The sequence below is a fragment of the Promicromonospora sp. NPDC090134 genome, assembly GCF_044746965.1.
Taxonomy (GTDB): Bacteria; Actinomycetota; Actinomycetes; order Actinomycetales; family Cellulomonadaceae; genus Promicromonospora.
In genome coordinates, this window is the sequence record NZ_JBIVCZ010000010.1 from 123,015 (window position 1) to 143,802 (window position 20,788).

The window sequence follows — 20,788 nt, forward strand, 5'->3', positions numbered from 1 at the left end:
CGTGTCAACGCAGCTGGCTACGCGGTCCGAGCGAACAAATCGCTCCCGACACGACCCAGATATACCCCGGACCGCACCGGCAACCAGGCCAAGCAGAAATTGAGTCCTCAAACTTCCGTTTCATCAACAACTTCAGGCATCACGCCCCGAACCAAATTGATCATGCCAGACGGCATTCGACCGAAGCTCGCCACGAAAGCCTCCACGGAGTAGAGTTCGGAATTTTCATCCAAGCCCAGGAAAAATCTTCCGTCGTCTAGCGACCCAACCGGAACGATCTCGCGACCAAGATCCTGCGACCATTCAATAAACCTGTCACCCTCACCCACGCAGGCCTCAGGATCAAAGTCGAAAGACTCACGGGCACGAGAGATTCCTGGACCTTCATGCTCTGCCACCAGGCCGCCAAACTCCGCGAGAAACTCAGCAGCCGCCCGATGCACTTCAATCCCCTCGGCACTTAGAAGCGCTACCCAGGAGTCGATAGACACTGATCGGCCAGGAAACCAGCCGGCCTTCGCAAGTGTCGCATCAGTGATTTCGTCGAACACTATTCCCTCCTTCCTGTCACAAATGTCAAATTGAATCCCTCGCTGAGAACCTTACAACTGTCGCACGGCCCAATCCCCTTACCGTAGTCCCTGTGATTCGGTGAGCGAACCATGATTGCCGCCGCGACGCCGTTAGTCGGATCGTCACCTTGCGCCAGGGCGTTAGAGAGACAAAAGACCAGCCCGCAACGACCATGGCCATTTCCCGGAGACGTCACGGTACCCAGCATTTCCTGGACTCTTGGGTGTATTTCAGGAACCTTTTGGCCGGTAACACTAGCGTGCGTGTACAGTCCCCCTGTAGGAGTGATCAAGGCTTCGCCAGCACCGGGCCTAAGTTTACGCGAAGTGGCCGTAGACGCCGCATCCGCGGTATCACGTGCCGCTACGAGTGCTTTCTCTGTTGTGGCGACATCGACCGCACCCTTCGCGCCCTTCGCAATAGTGAAGGCAGAGCCTACGACAGGGATTGTTGCCCCACAGGAGAGGCCTGCATTGAGCGCATCGCCTTCGAGACCGTAGGCAGCGCAGTTAAGTGCATCGGCTGGCTCACCGACGACCGGCGCAAGGCCTATAAAGTCGAGCACTGTGTGCGCCCAGTCCGGAAGTATCTGCCCCTGGCCGGCCGCCACAGCTTCTTCTAGCGCCCGCCCCTCGGGAGTAAGGCCCGCCCAGTACTGGGCCGTCCGTTCTGCCTTTACGGCTTCGGCGAGCCGGAATCCGGCACCATCCCGGAAGTAGGGATCCTCAAACTCACCTCCCGTGTTGGTCCCATCGCATGACGCATATCGACACGATGGCCCACCTGCGATGCCGTTGGAAGTGCCTGCAGAGGCAACGGTCCCGCTGTTCTGGACCATGTTGGAGACCGGCAGCGCTTCCCACCACAGCCCCGTCGGGTCGGAATACGTGATCGGGTTGTTGTTGGCGTAGGCGTACGCATTCCACTGCTGTGGGTCGGTCAGATCCATCACCGGATCCACGGTCAGGAACCGACCAGTGGTCTCGTCGTACCATCGCGCCCCCACCAACGTCAGACCAGTGCCCTCATCTCGAACCTTGCCCAGGAACTCGTGGTCACCGGGCGCCGAGACCCCACCGCGCTGCTCGCCGAACGGCAGCGTGTAGTGCTTGTCGACGCTCGTGGTGGCCCAGTTGGTGTTGTGCACCGAAGCCAGCGGCGTGCCATGCGGATCGTTGATCAGCGACGTCACACCGCCCAGCCCGTTGACGGTACGCATCGCTACCGTCTGCCCGCCGAAGCTGTAGTACCGCGCCCCGGTGACCGTGCCGTTGGCAGCCTTGGTGATCTCCTGACCACCCAGGTACACCGTGATCGACCCGTCCGGCGCAGTCCGCACGATGCGGTCCCCGTCAGCGGTGTAGAGGTTGCGGCCGGCGGCGGTCGTCGTCGTGCCCGTGCCCCGGTCCGGTCCCGTCCCCGAGGACTGGTCACCGTCGGTGTCGTCGTCGCCGGACCCTGGGTCGGGTTCCGCGTAGACGGTGGTCGCAAGGCTGGTCGAGGCCAGCTCGGTCTCGTGGTCCCAGCCCAGCGACAGCTTGGTGGTCAGGTAGTCGCTGTCCTGCGTCTGGGTCAGCGTCCGGCCCGCGTTGTCGTACGTGAACGTCGACGCCGTGGACCCGCTCGGGCCGTCCGTCGTGATCGACGTGACCGCATGCGGCCCGGCGAACTCGCCCGCGTCCGTGGAGTCGCCGTCCGCGTTGAGGTCACGGCTACCCGCGTAGGAGTAGTCCATCGTGGTGGTCTGCCCACCATCGATGTCACCGGCGAGGCCGCGAGTGCGGTAGATCTCGCTCGTGCGGTTGCCGAGCGCGTCGTACTCGAACGAGGTCCAGTACGGTGCGGCTCCGCCCAGCGCGGGGATCGACCTTGTCAGCCCGCAGTCGCCGGTCGCCGGGGTCCATGCCTCGGTCAGACGTCGCAGCGCGTCGTACTGGTAGCACTGCCGGTCCGCCGCACGGCCCGTCGCGGTGGGCCGGTCCTTGACCGAGAGCACGTTCCCGGCGTCGTCATACGCGTAGGTCAGATCGAGCTCGGTGCCGCCGATCCGTTCCCGGTCCAGCTTCACGCGATACAGCCGGCTGGTACCCGTCTCGTACCCGTACGACACGACCGTGCCGTAGGTGTTGCCGAGGTCGAGGTACGACAGCCTGCCGAACACGTCGGTGCGGCTGGACGCGACATACGTGCCCCACCCGAACCCGCCGCCCATCCACTCGGCGACGCTCGTGTCGTCGTCGTAATGGGTGGTCACTGTCTCCTTGCGCAGACCGCCAGCCGCCGGGTACGTGGTCGACGCGAGCTGGCCGTCCGCGGTGTAGGTGGCCTTCTGCTCGTAGGTGCCTGCCAGGCCGGCCATCTTGGTGGTGCTCGGGATGACGGTCACCGTGCTGGTCGGCCGGTACGCCTTGTCGAAACCGGTCAGCGCAGTGACGAACTCCCCGCCGCCGTCAGCCGATGTCGCGACCCGCGTGGAGCTGGTGACCTGTCCCTTCGCACTTGGCGGGTTCGTACCCGCGTAGGGCGTGAGGACGTCGTAGGTCCACTTGGCCCGGACTGCGCCCGTGGTCGAGTCCTGCCGGACGGCCGTGCGACGTCCGAGCTTGTCGTAGGTGTAGAAGAGCTTCTGGCCCGCGCCGTTGCTCACCGACGTGGTCTGGCCCGCGGCGTCGTACTCGGTGACCGTCTTGCCGGCATCCGGGTCGACGGCCTCGCGCTGCCTGCCAAGCTTGTCGTAGACGTAGGACCACTTGTTGCCGTCGGTGTCCAGCACCTCATCCAGTCGCCCGGCCTTGTCGTAGTGGTACCGAGTCGTCTGCTCGTCCAGGTCCAGGACGCCGGCCAGCGAGCGAACCGCCGCATGCTCGACCGGGTCGCGCAGGAACTGGCTCAGCGCGACGGTCCGACCCCGGGCGTCGACCACGGTCTGGGTCGGGGTCGCGCCGTCCGGAGGGATGACCGTGGTCGTGGCACCGTCGTAGTACGTGGTGGTGCGCCACTGCTCGTAGGCCGGGTTCGTGATCGTCCCCGTGAACAGGGCCTCGGTCCGGACCCGCCCCAGGCCGTCGTACGTGTAGACCGTGGTGGCGTCCGGCTGCACGGCCGCGCCCACGAGGGTCGTGCTCGGGTTGCCGGTCGCGAACCAGCCGGAGGTGACGAACGAGACCCGCCCGTTGGCGTCGTACTCCGTGTCCGTGACGATCCGGCCGTGGGTGGCCTCGTCGTCCCCGTCCAGGGACTCCGTCTGCGTCTGGACCGGACGGAGCAGACCGTCGTACAGGGCGACCGACGTGTGATAGCTGGCGCCGTCCGCGGCGAGCGTCTTGGTGGTGACCGTGTTCACGCCGTTGCGCGAGGTCGAGTACGCGTAGGTGACGTTGGCCGACTTGCCCTCGCGGTCCGGGTACGTCACGGAGAGCAGACGGCCGGCGGCGTCGTACGTCGCCGTCGTGAGGCGGCCGTTCGCGTCGCTCACTGTGGTGGGTACACCGAGCAGCGGCTGCAGCGTGGTGGTGGAGGCGTGCTCGGTCAGGGTGACGCCGTCACCGTCGCCGTCGCCCGTTCCGTCCGGGTCCGGACTGGTGGTGGTCACCTGGGTGAGCACCCCGTTGGCCTCGGTGTACGCGGTCTTGGATACCCGCCCCAGCGGGTCGGTCGAGCTCGTCGTCCGGCCGCGGGTGTCGTAGGTGGTGCCCACCACCGGGGACGCGGCGCTTAGGGCGCCGTCCTTGTCGTTCGTCTTCACGCTCGTGGGCAGGCCCCTGGTGGGCACGGTGTTGTAGGCGAGACCGTCGTAGCTGATCTGCGACACGCCGACCAGGTCGGCAGGCTTGGACGGTGTCGTCGCGCAGCTCACGCTGACGGTCTCGGTCTCCTTCGGCACCACCAGGTGGTTGCCGTTGGTCAGGTAGGTGGTCCTGGTGCACAGGTCGTCCGATGTCGTGTTGTCCTCGGCGGACTCGGAGAAGGCCCCGTAGTCGTCGACCTCGGTGACCTGACCGTTCGCGTCATAGTCCGTGTCAGTTCGCGTCACGTACTCAAGCGACCCGTCGGCAAGGTACGAGGCGTTGTACGTGTCCACACGGAGAGTGCGCGATGCAACGAGCAGGTCGTCCGTCCCGGCACTCCCGGTGCTCGCCGTCTGCTTGGCCTCGGGGATCGTGACGGACTTGGAGACCTCGGTGGAGCCGTTGAGCACCGAGCTGACGACCGGCATCCCGGCGAACCGCTCGTGGTCCGTGACCTTACGGGTGGTGATCGAGTCCACGGACAGGTCAAGGATCGCACCCGTGCCCTGCAGGTACTGGGTCCGGGTCTTCGCCGCGACAGAGCCCGTCCCGGTCGTGGTGGTCACGGTCTTGTACCCGCGGTTGACCGAGAACGTCCGGTCCTTCTTGGGCGTGAGTGGATCGTCGATCCGCGCCCACTTGATGCCGTCGCTGTAGGAGTACGAGGTGACGACAGAAACGCCGAGCGCGCCGCTCTCGCCCGGTGACTGGGTCACCTTGGACACCATGTAGGAGTGGAAGTACTCGCTGCGCGGCTTGGGCATGCCCCACGGGTGCCACACCACGGGGAAGCACCGCGACACGTTCGCCGACTGGTTCGCGATCGGGATATAGCCCTGCGCGACGGCGGGATGCGTGCCGGCCGTGCACTCGGTCGGGGTGTACTCGATCGAGATCCTCGCACCGGTCTCGGTGGTAATCTCCTCGACCCGGGCACGGTTCATGGCAGGCAGACCGTCAGCGACGGTGTCCGCGACACGACCCGGGAGCTGATCACCGGCCGTGAACCTGATGGGGTCGACGACGACGTCGTCCGTCGTGGCGCTGCTGGGACCGTTAGCGGTGCGCTTGATCGCGTCCAGCCAGAGGATTCGGCCCGTACCGTCGCCCGGGTCACGCCACTTCTGGGTCAGTGCGACCGTGTCCTTGGCCGTCAGCGTGCCACCGACGTTGACCTTCGTCACCACGGTCGTCAGGCGCTTGGTCGAGAAGAACGCCGGGCTCCGCACGTCCGGACAACTGGTGCTGGACGAGCACTCCAGGTCCACCGGCGTGTCGTGCCAGCGCACCGCGCCCGCCGTCGTCCCGCGGTCGGTGATCTCGCAGTCCGTCGCCGCGACCAGGCAGCGTTCGGCAACGGCGAAGTCGACCAGGTTCGGCGAGCCTGCGCCGCCCGCGTCGACCGGCTCGGACCCGGCGCGCGTGCCGTAGCTGATCCAGTCCAGCGTGCCGCCGCGCGTGTAGGCACGTGTCGCACCCGTGTTGTTGTTGGAGCCGTACCGGTTGGTCTCGCTCGCGTACCGGTACGTCATCGTGTTGTCCGACGTGTCACGGACGTAGTCGAGGTTGAACCGCCACCCCATCTGCTGCCCCGAGTCCTTGAACGCGGTCTTGTACCCGGGCTCGCTCGAGTGGTTGGAGTACACCGGCACGGTCCAGCGGGAGTTCTGTGCCAGCGTGTCGCCGGAGTACCGCTCGTCCTTGCCGAAGAAGTAGGTGGTGCCGTCGGTCGTGGTGACCTTCCAGTACTCCCCGGCCCAGCCCGCATCGGTCTTGGCGGCGTCCCCGGTCGGTCGCCCGTACTGCTGCACGAGCGTGCCGTCGTCGGACTCAGGGCGCCACTCGATGGCGCCGGTCGTCGCGGCGTCGTCGGCCTTCACCAGGGCCGAAGACATCCCGTTGAACACCAGGAACGCGTTGTCGCTGTCCCAGCACAGGTCGCCCGTCTTGCGGGAAGAGTTGTTCGGCGACTGCCCGCCCACCTCGTCGCGGTCCTCGGAGCACGGTACGTACCGGCGCTCCACGAACCCGCTGGTCATGTCCCACCCGTCCCCGACCCACGAGGACTGGTTGTTCGTGCTGGACACCCGCCCGTCCAGGGCGGCGCTCGAGTACCCGAGCGCGAGCTCCGGCGAGGGGCCGGCGGCCGGCGACGGGACCTGGATCGGGTACGACCAACCCAGCGAGCCCGTGCCGCCGCTGACCGACCACGAGGATGCCGAGGACAGCGGGGTGGCACCCCAGTCGCCGGCCCCGGAGCTGGTGCCGGCCGTGACGGCGAACGTGTCGCCGCCACCCTCCGCGAGCGCACTCGCCTGCGTCTCGACGGCCGCGCTCTTCTTCGAGTCGGCGGACTTCTCCGCGGTGACTCCGGCGGCGGCCAGGGTTCCGGCGGCCGCCAGGTCGAGCGTCGCGGTGACGGTGCCGGCCTCGACGTCGTTCGTCGACTCGACCGGCGTGGGCGAGCACTCCTCCAGGTCCGGGGTCGTGGCGTGGCACTCCGGGATGCGGACGATGCCGAGGCGGCCGGACCAGTCGGCGCCCGCCAGGTCCGTGAACTCGTCGTAGTTCACCTGGACATCGACCTGCCGCACTCCACTCTCCGGCGGGGCCTCTGCCGAGGTGTCGGTGACGTCGAGCAGGACACCTGAGATCCCGGAGCCGATGGCCGTGGCCTGGTCAGCGACCTCGACGTGCACCTCTGAGGCGGCCTCCGACGTGCCCGCGGCAGGGGCCGGGGCACCGATCTTCAGATCGAGTCCGCCCAGCGCGCCCTCCGGGACCGCGGTCAGCGTCTCGGGCACAGGCAGGGTGGCCTCGGCTGCCTCAGGTGTCTCCTGTACGGGGACGAGAGCCGGGTCCGCGGTGGGCTCCGGCGGAGTTGCCACGGGCACGGGTGTCGGCGTGGCGGCATCCGGGGCCGCGTCATCCGCGGCCTGCTTGGCCGGGTCGAGGTTCTTCGTACGTGCCGCCAGGTCGGCGCCCTCGGCATCCGCCGAGGCAGCCGGGGGCTCGTACTCGACGGTGAGCTTGGCGTCGTGCCGGTACCGCTTCCACCCCTGCGTCATGTCGGTCTCGTTGAGGGCCGCGAGGCCCAGGCTGAGCGTGCCGGTGTCGGTCGAAGCGAGGTTCTTGGCGCCCGTCGTCGCGTCGAAGTCGACCCATCCGGCGTTGTCGCACGACTCCTTGTGCGCGACCGTGACGCGGGACAGCTCCGTACCGAACGGTGCGATGCCCCAGGTGTCCCAGGTCGACGCCGCGTCGATCGGCCTCGTGCTGAAGAGCCGCACCGTCCGTGCGGTGCAGTCCCAGCTGTGGTCGCCGTAGACACTGAACGTCGCCGACGTGATGGCATCCGGCTCGAGGAGACCGAGGTGGTCGAGGCCTGTGAACTGCCAGCCCAGGCGGAACTTGATGGTCTCGTTGCAGGCAGCGGCCGCGGCGACGTCGCACAGCCCCAGTCCCTGGTTCCCCTCGAACATGTAACCGCTGGTGACATCCGGCGTGCCCTCGTGCACCATGAGCCACTCGTTGCCGGCTGACGTCACGGTCGGGTCGATCAACGCGGGAAAGACCGTGTCGGGGTCCGAGAGCAGGAAGTCCCGGTCCGGTCGGATTCGCACACCGACCGTCGAGGACTCGGTGGCGCCTGCGGCGCCGAATCCGCCTGCCGCGTCCAGGGGGTCACCACCGACGGAGAGCCCGCTCGTGAGGTCCACGCCCGGCGCGGTGCTGCCCGACGGGTCGACCCCAGGGACGGCGCCCGGCGTCGTACCGGTCGCGGCGTCGGTGGTGTGCCGGGCCCTGGCGGGGACGAGGTCCACCGGCATCGGCAGCTCCTGGTCGCCGAGGAGCGGAGCGGTCGCCCGGGCCTTCGGGTCGGTGGCGTCCTCGCCGCTGACCTGATCCCAATGGCTGGCTCTGGTAGGCCCGACCGCGTCCTTGGTCGTCGGAGTGCCACTGGTGCTGAACAACCCGGACGTTCCGGCGTCCGCCGGGGCGCCTCCGGACGCCGCGGAGTCCCACATCTTCGGCTGCGGCGCGCGGAAGATCGGCTGCCCGAAGGCGTCGACGACGTCGAACCCGCCGGCGGCGCTCTGGGTGACCGTCAGGCCGGCAGAGGTGGTGACAGGGAAGGTGAGCTCGTCCAGGCCGAGCTTTCGGTCAGCACGCTTGGCGGCGGAGCGGTCGGCCAGGCGCAGTGCGGTCGAGATACCCGTACCGTCCGGGTTGATCGTGACGACGAGGTCGGCGCCCTCACCGGCCACTGCCGGGTAGGTCACCGAGTCGCCGTCGACCACGGGATCCGTCAGGTCGAACGGGCTGTCGTAGGTCAGGGTGTGCCCATCGCGGTTGATCGTCGCCAGCGGTACGCCGGCGGTCCCGTCCGAGAGCGTGATCGGGTACACCGGTGCGGAGACCGACAACGTCCCGTCGCCCGGCGTCGGGTCGGTGATCCGGTTCGAGACCGGGCCCCACGCGCCGCTGACCGCAGTACGCGTCGCCGTGGCGGTGACCTCCTGGGTCACGGTGCCGTCCTCGGTCGCGGTGAACGTCGACCACGGCGAGCGGGCCGAGGCGATCTCGACGTCCTGACCACACGACTGTGCCAGGTCGAGCGCGGCGTCCTGATCCGGTGCCGTTGCCGCTGCTGTCAGAGCCTGGCACTCGATCCCCACGATCGGGCCGACGGCGAGCGCCGGCTGGCCCACGAGGGCAAGTGCCAGGCCGCTCGCGACGGCAACCGCGCCCGTACGCCGCGCACCGGCTCGCCACGCGGATCTCATCGTCCGCGCCGTCCTGAGGGTCGCTGCGGTCACGCCGCCGCCCACCCGTCCAGCCCACCCGGTCACTCGTGTTCCCATCTGGTTCGTCAGTCGCCGCTTACCGCCACCCGTTGCTCGCACGGTCACTGGCCCGACTCCTCGATCGACTTGTCGCCCACCGTCGGGTCGAGGGCCGGAAGCCCCGTCACGAAGTCGGTGCTGTCAGCGCCCTGGCAGAGCCGCCGAACCTTGTTCTCGGCGAAGACCGTTCCTTCGAACACACGCACGTTGTCGATCTCACCGTCGAAGAAGTGGGCGGCCTCGCCGTTCCACTTGCCGCGCCCGATGACGGTTGCGCCCGTCGCGCGCCACATCGACGTGATGGTCGCCGTGGAATCGCTCCGGATCGGGTTCGCGGGTGCGGGGTTCTCCGGCGTTCCGACCGGACAGACCCACAGGGACGCCTTCCCCGTGTCCTTGTTCCACGAGCCCGTCAGGTGCACCCACTCACCCGGGGTGTAGGTGACCGCGGAGGACTGAGTGGCACGCACGATCCCCGAGTTGAGGGCGTCCGTCTGGTACAGGTTGAACGACCAGCAGCCACCGTCCGTCTTGCACGATCCCCACCACATCAGGGCGAACGGCGACTGGACTGTTCCGTTCTGCGAGACCGCGATGTCATGCCCCAGGAGATCCGCGTCCTGCGGAAGCCGCACATGAGCCGACACGACGAAGCTCTTGGTCGTGTCGAGGCCCGCCCCGACAGTCGCAGCCCGGTCATCCACACCGTCCAGGGAGAGCGCCTTGTCGCCGGCTCGAGACCCGAAGAGCTCGTGCGGGCCGGCCACCCACGCCGGGGCGGTGCCCAGTCCGTCGTCCTTGATCCCCAAGGGTTCCTTGACCGTGACCCAGGACCCGTCCGCCACGCTGGTACCGGTGCCCTCGTCCATCCGCCAGATGTGTGACTCCTGGGGAGCAGCAATGTCTATGAAGAACGACGACATGTCAGAGATGTTGCCGGCACGGTCGACGGAGCGTACGTACACCGTCGCAGGTCCCGGCTTGGTCGGCGTGAAGGACACCACCGCCGTTCCCGCCGAGGAGGTCGCGACCGACTTGGGCGTCGAGGTGTCCGTGAAGCCGTACTTGAACCGGACCACGTCCTTGGAGCCTGCCCAGCCGAACCGGAACTTGCCCGTCAGCCCGATGCCGCCGGCCTCGATGTTCTCGTTGGTGTAGACCGCCTCCACGCCTTCACCGCTCGTCACGGCGTAGATGTTCGGCTTCTCGGGCTTGGTGATGTCCACGGTGAACTCACACCACTTCGACGGCACGCCCTCGCGCCCGGTGGAGTCCTTGGCCAGGGCGCGCCACTTGTAGACGACGTTGGAGAACAGCTCGTTCTCCGGCACCTGGATCTTGTGCGTGCGCGCCGACGGCAGGTAGGACGACATGTAGGCGCCCCAGACCTGGACGCCACTGTCGACCCGGTAGATCTGGAACCGCGCCTTGGTCGCGTTGCCGTCCGGGTCCCGGATGAACGCGGACAGCCGCGGCATGGTCGTGCGCAGCACGGGACGGTCCGTACCCGTCTTGCAGGAGTAGTCCTCCTTGCTGTGCCACGTCGTCAGGCTCGACGGGATGCCGGGGGCTCGGTTGTAGGTGACGGACAGCGTGGCGCGCGCGCTGGTGCTGCCGTTGCCGTCGTTGCGGCCGATGTACCGCTTCCAGCCGACCATCGTGGACTCGTTCGCCGACCGCACGCCCAGGGTGAGCGACGACCAGTTCGACGACGCGACCTTCTTCGCACCCGCCGTGACGTCGAACCCGACCGATCGCACCATCCCGGCGCAACCCGTGCGGTGCGTCACCAGCTCCCCGGCAAGGCGCGTCGACCAGGACCCACGGTTGTTCCACGTCGTCGCGCTGCTGACCGCGTTCGAGCCGGTCTGGTACACCCAGACACCGGTCTTGTCGCAGTTGTAGGAGAAGGTGGCGTTGATGTTGAAGACCGCCTTCGTCACGTCCGCAGACGCAAGGCTCCCCACTCCGCCCAGGCCGCCGAACTCGTACAGGATCCGATGGGTGCTGGTCAGGCCGCACTGATAGCCGGCGTACGGGTCAGGCGCCAAGCAACGACCGAGGCCCGCGTCACCGTCGAACTGGTAGGAGGAGGCGCTGTCCGGCCAGGCACTCCGCACCGCCGTGACCTCGGACAGCGTTCCCGAGACGGCCAGCGCCGCGAACATCGGGAACGCCGTTGACTCGTTCTCGGCCGCGGCCATGATCGCGGCACCGACGGCGCCCTCTTCGGTGTCCTCGCCGTCGTCCGTGGGCACCTCGACCACCGCGCCGGGGGTCAGCGGACCCGTGAGCGGGTCCGCCTCGTCGGACGTGACCGAGGCGGAAGGAACTGCGGTCTCCGATACCGCCGCTCGTCCTGCCGTCGCGCCGGCGGGCTCCTCCGCGGACGCCTCGGACGTCCAGACCAGAGGTCGGGACGACCGGAACACCTCGGGGTCATCACCATCAGCATCCGCCTCAGCCGCGTGCGGATCGGTGACGGTGAACGCACCGTGCTCGCGTGCGATCTCCAGGCCGGTGCCGGAGGCGTCCTTGGCGCTCACGTCGAAGCCGAGGTCGGCATCGAGCTCAGCGACGTGGGGGTTGCGTGCCGCCGCCTCGTCCGCGAAGCGCAGCACCTGGCTGAAGCCGGACCCGTCGGTGTTCACCGCGACGACCAGGTCGACGCCGGACGGCTCGCCGCCGGTCGACATGACGTCCGCGTACACGATCCGGTCACCCTCGACGACCGGGTCGGTCAGCTCGAACGGTGCCTCGACGTCCACCACCTGGCCGTCCGCCGAGGTCATCCTCGCGAGGACGTCCGGCTCCGAGGTGACCTCGTCGCCACCCGCGGAGAAGCTCATGGCCACCGCGGGGGCGGCCGGGCTCAGGCGGCCGGACTCGTCCTCGGCCACCGCGGTCTCGATCGGCTCGAACACCCCGTCGCCATCGGCGTCGGACGCGTCCGCACTGCTCCCGATCTCCAGCCGCACCTGGCCTGACGGCTGCCCGAAGGACGACTGCCAGGGGGTCTTCTCGTCGAGTGCCTCGACCTCGTGACCGCAGCGGGCGGCCGTCGCCAGCGCAGCCGTCAGCGTCGGTTCCTCGACCGGGCACTCCTGGACGGGCTCGTCCCCCATCGCCGCCAGCACGCCGTCCGCTGCCCCAGTCGCGACGAGGGCGGAGGCGCCTGTCGCCAGGACCACCAGCGCCGTCACCGCCGCGACCGCACCACCCGCGCGCGTCCGGATACCCCGTGCCGCACGCCCCCACACCGTCGCCGCAGATCGGCGCAACCCACCCAGGTCCGGAATATCCACAGAGAGGAGGTTATGGGCGAGAATCACCACCCCTTGACCAAACAGCGGGTGATCTCTCCTGCTGCATGACGTGGTTCGCCCGACGGCGAGTGTCAGGCTGGGGCCTCGTCATGACCTGCGCTCTTCATGGGGCAGGCCCGGCCGATCGAGCAGAGCTACCGCGCCACCAGATCAGGCAGCTTCCCACACCGACCCCGACATGTGCAGGTGGCACGCGACCAGCCGGCCTTCCCCGAACTGCAGAAACATCCCGAGCGCCAACTTCCCCAAGACAGGCCGCAGAGCCGAATCCAGTTAAAGACTATATTGGCACCCATGGTTTGTCGAAGGCAGCGATCGCGCTGCGCAGGCGACCGTCAACAATCGAATCATCGACTTTCAAACTGTCCACGATTCGCTTCGCCGTTTCGAATTCGTCACGCAGGGAAAAAGCAATTGCCACCTCAAGCTTCTGCGGCGCAGAAAGCACAAGATCACCATAGCCATTCAACAGTCCATCGATTGTGGAGTACTCGTGGTAGAACGACTCTCCGAAGACCTCAAGGTCTCCAACAAGTTGATCCGCCGTTGCGTCGACCTGGCCGACATCGCTCAGCATCCAGCGAGTAGCGCGTGAACCACTGTCGATCTTCCTGATCAGATGGATCAGGTCGATGCCGACAGTCGAGGTGACATTGCGGCCTGCCCATCCGATCTCTTTGGCAACTTCTGCTATCTCGGGATATCGGACCCCGACCTTCGGCAGCGGGATAACTCGATCTGCCTGCCGAATCGAGTCGGCAACGAAGCGGCGGTGACCCTCACCAGCGCGATGCTCGTAGACCGTGACATCTGTGAGTCGAAGCGCCAACCACCCGCGTTCGCGAAGCATTGAGCTGAGACGCTCGTCCCAACGCTCCACTAACAAATTGGACACGCCCAAAGTGATACCTCCACATCAGGTTGATCGTCGAGCCACCGGAAACCGGTCAGACCGTCGCACAGGGCGACAGACGCCTGATCACCGGCGCGGTGCGCGTCAAACCCGGGTCTGGTCGTCGCCGGGCGAGTACAACGACGGCGGATGGTCGAGGCCACGCCAGTAGATCCACAGGTGATCACTTTGGGGACACCGGTACATCAACGTGGCCTGCTGGTAGAGCTCGTCCGCGTCGACGGTCCCGGAGTGGTGATCGAAGTCGACGTCTGACAGCACGTTCCACTGGTAGGGGTGGGGGATCTCGCCGCTGGTGCGGATCGCGTGACCGCACAAGCACAGGAACTTGGCCATCAGGGCATGACTCCCGATACCTCGTCACCCACGGCCCGCAAGACCTCCGCCAACCAGACAAGGCCGTGGTCGATGGCTCGGTCGGGCTCCATGAGCAGTGCGGAGAGATGTTCGCCATCGACTCGGACACCATGCCGATCGTCAGTTCCGATGGTTCACGGTAGATGTCGTACGCGTCCTGCGACGGAACGGCCCAGAATGCGTCGCGATCCACTCGGACGATGCCATTTACTGCAACCCGATCGAGAAGAATATCAAGGGCCCTCTTGAGATCGTCGACCGCGATCTCAGCCATCAGGACTGCTCCGCGAGCTGGTCAGATTTCAATGGACCCGATTCACCAGGGAAGACCATCACACCACTCGCGGATGTGTACGGATGATGCGCCTGATCGGGACGAGGCAGGTTCAAAATATCTCATCTCTCGTGAGATCGAAGAGGTCTGGGTCGACCCGCTCCAGCTGTTCCTCGAACCGCCGCCATCCATGCTCGCGGACATACTCAGCTTCATGCGGACCGATAGGAATAAGCCAGACGATTCCCGCAGCCTGCCCGTTCGGCTCGAGCTCGACACTATAGAAATCCTCGTCGTAGTACACAGGATTGGCGAAGTACACGTGATCAAGCAGCGATTCTGGATGGATCGGCGAGGGCAGTTTCTGCACATCCCCTCGAATGCGTGCCTCGTGGCGGCCAATCATCTCGCCCGCAACCCACTCGACACATCTGCCCACATCAGCGGTTCCCAGATTCGAGAACTCACGCATTGCAAGAAAGACCTCGAGCACGTATCGATCAGTCGTACCCCGGACTGTCAGGACGTGGCGGCTCATACCGAGAGTCGACCATGACGCGACGGCACGGAACCTACCGTTCTCGTAATGAGCTATCTGGACTCCGTCGATCTTGAGCCGCTTGCCGCCAGAGATTGTCCCGAGCCGGCGCTCAAAGTGATCAATCAGGCTCATCCGTACCTCGAATCATTTTCTCCGCCACAACGTCGCGGGGGATCAGGTCCTCCCCGACTTCCTTCCAGCCGACCCTGCCGAGGTTTCAGCACCGTTACCCCAGGACAACGATGATCGGACAGAGCGTACGCGTGCGGGGTGTGTTGCTGTGCGTAGACGTTGTCTACGCACAGCAACACACCCCGGTGACCAACACTTTCCCCGGCGGTCACCTGGACCGCCGATCAGTCGGCCAGGCGCCCCGGCGACAGCCCCAGATCTATCGCGCCACCAGGTCCGGCAGCGTCGCCGACTCCGACGTGTGCAGGTGGCACGCCACCAGCCGCCCGTCCTCGGCCTGCGCCGTCCGCCCGAGCACGGGCAGCTCGGTGCGGCACACGTCCATGACGTGCGGGCACCGCGGGGCGAACGGGCACCCGGGCTCGCGCTGGGACAGGTCCGGCGGGGCGCCGGGGATGCCCGAGAGGTCGCGACGCGGCCCGTGCAGCGGAGGGAACGACCCGAGCAGGCCCGCGGAGTACGGGTGCCGCGGGTGCGTGTACACGTCGCGCGCCGCCGCCGTCTCCACGATCTCGCCCGCGTACATGACGGCGATGCGGTCGGCCACCTCGACCAGCAGGGACACGTCGTGCGTGATGAGCACCACGGAGAAGCCCAGCCGCTCACGCAGCTCCATCACCTTCTCCAGGATCTGCCGCTGCATCACCACGTCGAGCGCCGTGGTGGGCTCGTCCATGATGAGCACCTGCGGCTCCAGGGCCAGCGCCATCGCGATCATCACGCGCTGCCGCATGCCGCCGGAGAGCTGGTGCGGGTAGGCCCGCAGCCGGTCGGCCGAGATGCCCACGAGCCGCAGCAGCTCCGCCGCCCGCTCCCGGGCCTCCCCGCGCCCCATGCGCGGCCGGTGCGCCAGGATGCCGTCGACGAGCTGCTTCTCCACCCGGAACACCGGGTTGAGCGAGCTCATGGCACCCTGGAACACGATCGCGATGTCGCGCCAGCGGGCGGCCCGCAGCTCGGCGTCGGACAGGGCGAGCAGGTCCGCCCGCTTGCCGTCGCGGTTCGTCAGCCACACCTCGCCGCCCGTGATGAGGCCCGGCGGGGCGAGCAGCCGCGTCGCGGCGTAAGCAAGGGTCGACTTGCCGCAGCCAGACTCCCCCGCCAGCCCCAGCACCTCGCCGCGGCGCAGCGTCAGGGAGACGTCGCGCAGCACGTGCGTGGGGTCGTCGCCGAACCCGTAGTCGACGCTCAGGTTCCGGACCTCCAGGACCGGCTCCGCCGTCGTCGTACCGGTGCCGGTATCGATACCCGGACTCGTGGCCGTGCTCATGACCGCACCTCCCGCACCACCGGCGTGAACCCCACGCGCGGCCGGATGCCCCGGCGACGCAGCGAGCGCGCGTGCAGGCCGGTGGACCGCAGGCGGGGGTTGACGATCTCGTCGATACCGAAGTTGACCAGTGTCAGCGCCATGCCGAGCAGCGCGATGCACGCCCCGGCCGGCACGAACCACCACCACGCGCCACGCTGCAGCGCGAGGTTGTTCTGCGCCCAGAACAGGATGGTGCCCCAGTTCCAGTCGCTGACCGGCGTGATGCCGATGAACGACAGGGTGACCTGGGACAGCACCGCGAACGTCACGGTGCCCACGAACCCGGAGGCGATCACCGCGGTCAGGTTGGGCATGACCTCGGCGAGCACGAGGCGCCAGGTGCGCTCCCCGTTGGCCCGGGCAGCCTCCACGAAGTCGCGCTTGCGCAGCGACAGCGTCTGGGCGCGCAGCACGCGAGCGCCCCAGGCCCAGCCGGTCGCCCCGATGACCAGCGCGACGGTGAGCCCGCCGGCGGACGGCAGCTGCGCGGCGATCAGGATGATCAGCGGCAGCTGCGGGATGACCAGGAACATGTTCGACAGCGCGGACAGCGACTCGTCGCCGATGCCGCCGACGAACCCGGCGGTCACGCCCACGAGCACGCCCACCACGGTGGCGCTCACGCCCGCGACCAGCCCGACCACCAGGACGCCGCGAGCGCCCACGATGATCTGGGACAGGATGTCGCGCCCGGTGTGGTCGGTGCCGAGCCAGTGGCTGGCGGACGGCGGGCTGAGCAGCGCGTCGCTCACCTGGTTGGGGTCGTACGGCGAGAGCCACGGGCCCACCAGGGCGAGCAGCGTGAAGAAGCCGAGGATGACCAGGCCGGTGATGACCTTGCCGTTGCGCAGGAACAGCAGCTGGTTCTTCATCGGTCCTCCGTCCGGGTGCGGGGGTCGAGCAGGGCGTAGGCGAGGTCGGCCACCATGTTCGCCACGAGGACGGACAGCGTGATGACCAGGAAGCAGCCCTGCATCAGCGGGTAGTCGTGGGTGGAGACCGCCTGGTAGAGCGTGTAGCCGATGCCCTGGTAGGAGAAGACCATCTCCATGATCAGCGTGCCGCCGACGACGAAGCCGAGGGACAGCGCGAAGCTGGAGACCTGCGGCAGCACGGCGTTGCGCGCGGCGTAGCCGAGCATGACCTGCCGTTCGGGCAGGCCCTTGGCGTGCGCCACGGTGACGTAGTCCTCGGAGGAGACGGTCACCATCATGTTGCGCATGCCGAGCACCCAGCCGGCCACGGACGACAGCACCACCGTGAGCGCGGGCAGGAACCCGTAGTAGATGACGGAGCCGATGAACTCGCCGCTGAACGAGGGCACGAGGCCGCGGTCGTAGCTGCCGCTGGACGGGAACCAGCCGAGGTTGACCGACAGCACGGCGATCGTGATCAGGCCCAGCCAGAAGTACGGCACGGCCTGGAAGAACGTCGCCACGGGCAGCAGCCCGTCGGCCCAGGTGCCGCGGCGCCAGCCGAGGAACGTGCCGATGAGCGAGCCGATGACGAACGCGATGATCGTGGCGACGCCGACCAGCCCCACCGTCCACGGCAGCGACTGGTTGACGATGTCGGCCACGGGCGTCGGGAAGTGTGTGAAGGACAGGCCCAGGTCGCCCCGCAGGAGCAGTCCCCAGTAGTCGACGTACTGCTGCCAGAGGCTGGTGTCCTGGTCCAGGCCGAACAGCACGCGCAGCGAGTGCTCGGCGTTGCTGTCGATGCGGCCCTGCATCCGGCCCAGCAGGGCCGTCACGGGGTCGCCCGGCAGCATGCGCGGGATGAAGAAGTTGATGGTGATCGCGGCCCACGCGGTCAGCGCGTAGAACACGACCCTGCGCAGCAGGAACCTCATGCGGCCACCTCCCCGTTCCCGCCGGCGCCGTTCGCGCCGGACCCGCTCCCGCCGGCATGGCGGACGGCGGGCCCGACGTCGGGCCGCCCCTCCCGCTCGGAGTACCCCCAGCAGGCTGCGGACCGCCCGGGGGCGACCTCGATCAGCTCGGGGGTCTCGGTGCGGCACAGGTCGGTCGCGTACGGGCAGCGCGGCGCGAACCGGCAGCCGGGCGGCGGGTCCACGAGGCTCGGCGGCTCGCCGCCGGTCCCCTGCTCCCGCACGGCCGCGGCGCCGGTGCCCGCCAGGTCGTCGGGGTCGGGCGCGGAGGCGATCAGCAGCCGCGTGTAGGGGTGCAGCGGCTCCTGGGTCACGGACTCGGAGTCGCCGGTCTCCATGACCTGCCCCGCGTACAGCACGGTGGTGCGGTCGGCGAAGTACCGGGCGGAGGCGATGTCGTGGGTGATGTATAGGACGGCGATCCCGAGCCGGTCGCGCAGGTCGGCCAGCAGGTTGAGGATGCCCAGCCGGATCGAGACGTCGAGCATGGAGACGGGCTCGTCGGCGAGCAGCACCTCCGGGTCGGCGGCCAGGGCCCGCGCGATGGCGATGCGCTGCCGCTGCCCGCCGGACAGCTCGTGCGGGTACTTGTCCACGTACCGCGTCGCGGGCGTGAGGTGCACGCGCTCCAGCAGCTCGGTCAGTGCCGCCTCCAGCTCGGCCCCGCGCAGCGTGCCCCCGCTGGACTGCTTGCGGTGCAGCCGCAGCGCCCTGGTCAGGGTGTAGCGCACGGGGTGCACCGGGTTCAGGGAACCGAACGGGTCCTGGAAGATCATCTGCACGCGTCGCACGTACGCGCGGAACGCCCGCCGGCCCCGCAGGCGGACGCCGGCGCCGTCGAGCAGCACCTGCCCGCCCGTGATCGGGATCAGTCCGGCGAGCAGCCGGGCGACCGTGGACTTGCCGGAGCCCGACTCCCCCACCACGGCCAGGACCTGGCCGCGGTGGAGCTCGAGGTCCACGCCGTCCACGGCGTGGATCGCCCGGGCGGGCGAGCTACCGCTGACGCGGCGCCCGCCCGCTCGGAAATGCTTGGTGAGGCCGTGCGCGGCCAGCACCGGTGTCGTCTCGCTCATCAGCCTTCCGCGGGCTTGAGGTGCATCAGGATCTGCGCGGCCTGCACACCGGTGGGCTGGGGCTGGTTGTACGGGTCCTCCTCGGACGGCCAGCCCACGTAGTTCTGCGTCGAGTACTGCGCGGTGGCCGGGCGGGTCCAGATGGCGATGCCCGGCACCTCTTCGACGAACACCTTCTGGATGGTGTCCAGCGCCTCGGTGCGCGTGGCGTCGTCCTGCGCGGCGGCGTAGTCGGCGAGCGCCTGCGTGGCCTCGTCGTTCTGGAAGCGGCCGAAGTTCCACGTGGCCGGCTCGCCCAGCTTCTTGTACTGCGCGCCGTCCAGGATGTCGGAGTACATGTCCCAGGGCGTGGCGCCGCCGTCGGTCCAGTGCAGGGTGGCCTGGAAGTCGCCGCCGGGGATGATGTCGGCGAACCAGCCGTCCTGGTTGACGGGGTTGACGGTGGCGGTGGCGCCGAGCTCGGCGGCGGAGTTCTTGATGAGGTCCAGGGCGGTCAGGTAGTCGTTCCAGCCGGCCGGGTTGACCAGCTCGAACGTCACCTCGTCGCCGTCGGGGTCGACGAGCTTCTCGCCCTCCCAGGTGTAACCGGCGTCCTCCAGCAGGGCGCGGGCGCCCTCGACGTCGACCGCGTACTCCTGGTCGGCGTAGTCGGCGGAGAGGAACTCCTCGCCGGCGGGCAGGGGCAGGCCGGTGACGCTGGTCAGGGCGGGGTTCACGCCGGAGGTGGCGACGTCGACCAGCTCCTGGCGGTCGATGACCATGTTCAGGGCCTGGCGGAACGCCTTGTCGTCGAACGGCTTGGTCTCGTTGTTCAGGTAGAGCACGTCGATGCCGAGGCCGCCGGCGGCGTACTGGTGGTAGTGCTCGGGGTCCTGGGCGATGTAGACGTTCTCGTAGTCGGCGATGAACGTCCAGCCCCACTGCGCCTCACCGGTGGTCAGGGCCGTGGTCAGGGCGTTGTTGTCGTTGTACGACGAGTACCGGATCTCGGGGACGGCGGGCTCGCCGCCCCAGTAGTCGTCACGGGCCACGACCGTGGCGGCCTGCGGCGTCCAGGACTCCAGCGTGTACGGGCCGGTGCCCACGGGGTCGGGGTTGGTGTCGGTGGTCGGGTCCTTCACGTCGGCCCAGATGTGCTCGGGCACCATCACCAGGTCGTACAGCTTGGACTGGTTGACGAACTGCCCGCTCGTGAACGTGACCGTCACGGTGGACCCGTCGGTGTCGACCGAGTCGTAGGGCAGGGCGCCGGTGTTGAGCGCCTCGAAGTCCTTGCGGAGCTGGATGGAGAACGCGACGTCGTCGGCGGTGAACTCCTCCCCGTCCGACCAGGTGACGCCCTCGCGGGGCGTGATGACGGCCTCGGTGAAGTCCTCGTTCCACTCGATGCTGTCGGCGAGCCAGGGCTCGGGCTCCTCGGAGGGCCGGGCCTGGTTGCGCATCATCAGCGGCTCGTAGATCGTGAACGCGTAGCCCAGCGAGAGGGCGGACGAGCCCGTGGCGAACGGGCTGTGGTTCTCGGTCTGGACGCCGTTCGGCATGCCGACGGTCAGGGTCTCTCCGCCGCCCGCCTGGGTGGCGGTGCCGCCACCGCCACCGCCGCTGCAGGCTGCCAGCAGCGCGACGGCCGCCGCGGCCGCCACGACGGCGACGTGCTTGTGAATCCTCACGGTGTGCCTCCTTGCACTCGTCCCGTAC

The 20,788-nt window shown here is 68.1% G+C and carries 11 protein-coding genes; all 11 read right to left on the reverse strand.

The features are described 5' to 3' along the window. Positions 1–107: 107 nt before the first annotated feature. Positions 108–551 (reverse strand): SUKH-3 domain-containing protein, encoded by a 444-nt coding sequence (locus ACIPN7_RS24045; RefSeq protein ID WP_400548391.1) that lies wholly within the window; start codon positions 549–551, stop codon positions 108–110. Then, positions 551–9,181: an RHS repeat-associated core domain-containing protein gene (locus ACIPN7_RS24050; protein WP_400548394.1), complete on the reverse strand. Its 8,631-nt coding sequence runs from the start codon at positions 9,179–9,181 to the stop codon at positions 551–553. Before ACIPN7_RS24050 ends, ACIPN7_RS24045 begins: the two co-directional genes overlap by 1 nt. Positions 9,182–9,270: 89 nt before the next feature. Next, the gene (locus tag ACIPN7_RS24055; protein WP_400548397.1) at positions 9,271–12,513 is read right to left on the reverse strand and encodes a hypothetical protein; all 3,243 of its coding nucleotides are present in this window, start codon (positions 12,511–12,513) and stop codon (positions 9,271–9,273) included. A gap of 301 nt (positions 12,514–12,814) precedes the next feature. Beyond that, positions 12,815–13,414 carry a hypothetical protein gene (locus ACIPN7_RS24060; RefSeq protein ID WP_400548400.1) on the reverse strand — a complete coding sequence of 200 codons (600 nt, stop codon included), beginning with the start codon at positions 13,412–13,414 and terminating at the stop codon, positions 12,815–12,817. Between the two features lie 117 nt (positions 13,415–13,531). Beyond that, positions 13,532–13,783 carry a hypothetical protein gene (locus tag ACIPN7_RS24065; protein WP_400548403.1) on the reverse strand — a complete coding sequence of 84 codons (252 nt, stop codon included), beginning with the start codon at positions 13,781–13,783 and terminating at the stop codon, positions 13,532–13,534. 407 nt (positions 13,784–14,190) lie between these two features. Beyond that, positions 14,191–14,751, reverse strand: coding sequence for a suppressor of fused domain protein (locus tag ACIPN7_RS24070; protein ID WP_400548406.1), 561 nt, complete (start codon positions 14,749–14,751; stop codon positions 14,191–14,193). Positions 14,752–15,010: 259 nt separating this feature from the next. Continuing rightward, on the reverse strand, positions 15,011–16,081 hold the full coding sequence (locus ACIPN7_RS24075; protein ID WP_400548409.1) for an ABC transporter ATP-binding protein: 1,071 nt from the start codon (positions 16,079–16,081) through the stop codon (positions 15,011–15,013). Next, positions 16,078–16,995 carry an ABC transporter permease gene (locus tag ACIPN7_RS24080; RefSeq protein ID WP_400548412.1) on the reverse strand — a complete coding sequence of 306 codons (918 nt, stop codon included), beginning with the start codon at positions 16,993–16,995 and terminating at the stop codon, positions 16,078–16,080. Before ACIPN7_RS24080 ends, ACIPN7_RS24075 begins: the two co-directional genes overlap by 4 nt. Then, on the reverse strand, positions 16,992–17,975 hold the full coding sequence (locus ACIPN7_RS24085) for an ABC transporter permease (protein ID WP_400548415.1): 984 nt from the start codon (positions 17,973–17,975) through the stop codon (positions 16,992–16,994). The genes ACIPN7_RS24080 and ACIPN7_RS24085 overlap by 4 nt, the downstream gene beginning before the upstream one ends. Continuing rightward, on the reverse strand, positions 17,972–19,090 hold the full coding sequence (locus ACIPN7_RS24090) for an ABC transporter ATP-binding protein (protein ID WP_400548418.1): 1,119 nt from the start codon (positions 19,088–19,090) through the stop codon (positions 17,972–17,974). The genes ACIPN7_RS24085 and ACIPN7_RS24090 overlap by 4 nt, the downstream gene beginning before the upstream one ends. After that, positions 19,090–20,760 (reverse strand): ABC transporter substrate-binding protein, encoded by a 1,671-nt coding sequence (locus ACIPN7_RS24095; protein ID WP_400548421.1) that lies wholly within the window; start codon positions 20,758–20,760, stop codon positions 19,090–19,092. Before ACIPN7_RS24095 ends, ACIPN7_RS24090 begins: the two co-directional genes overlap by 1 nt. Positions 20,761–20,788: the final 28 nt, after the last annotated feature.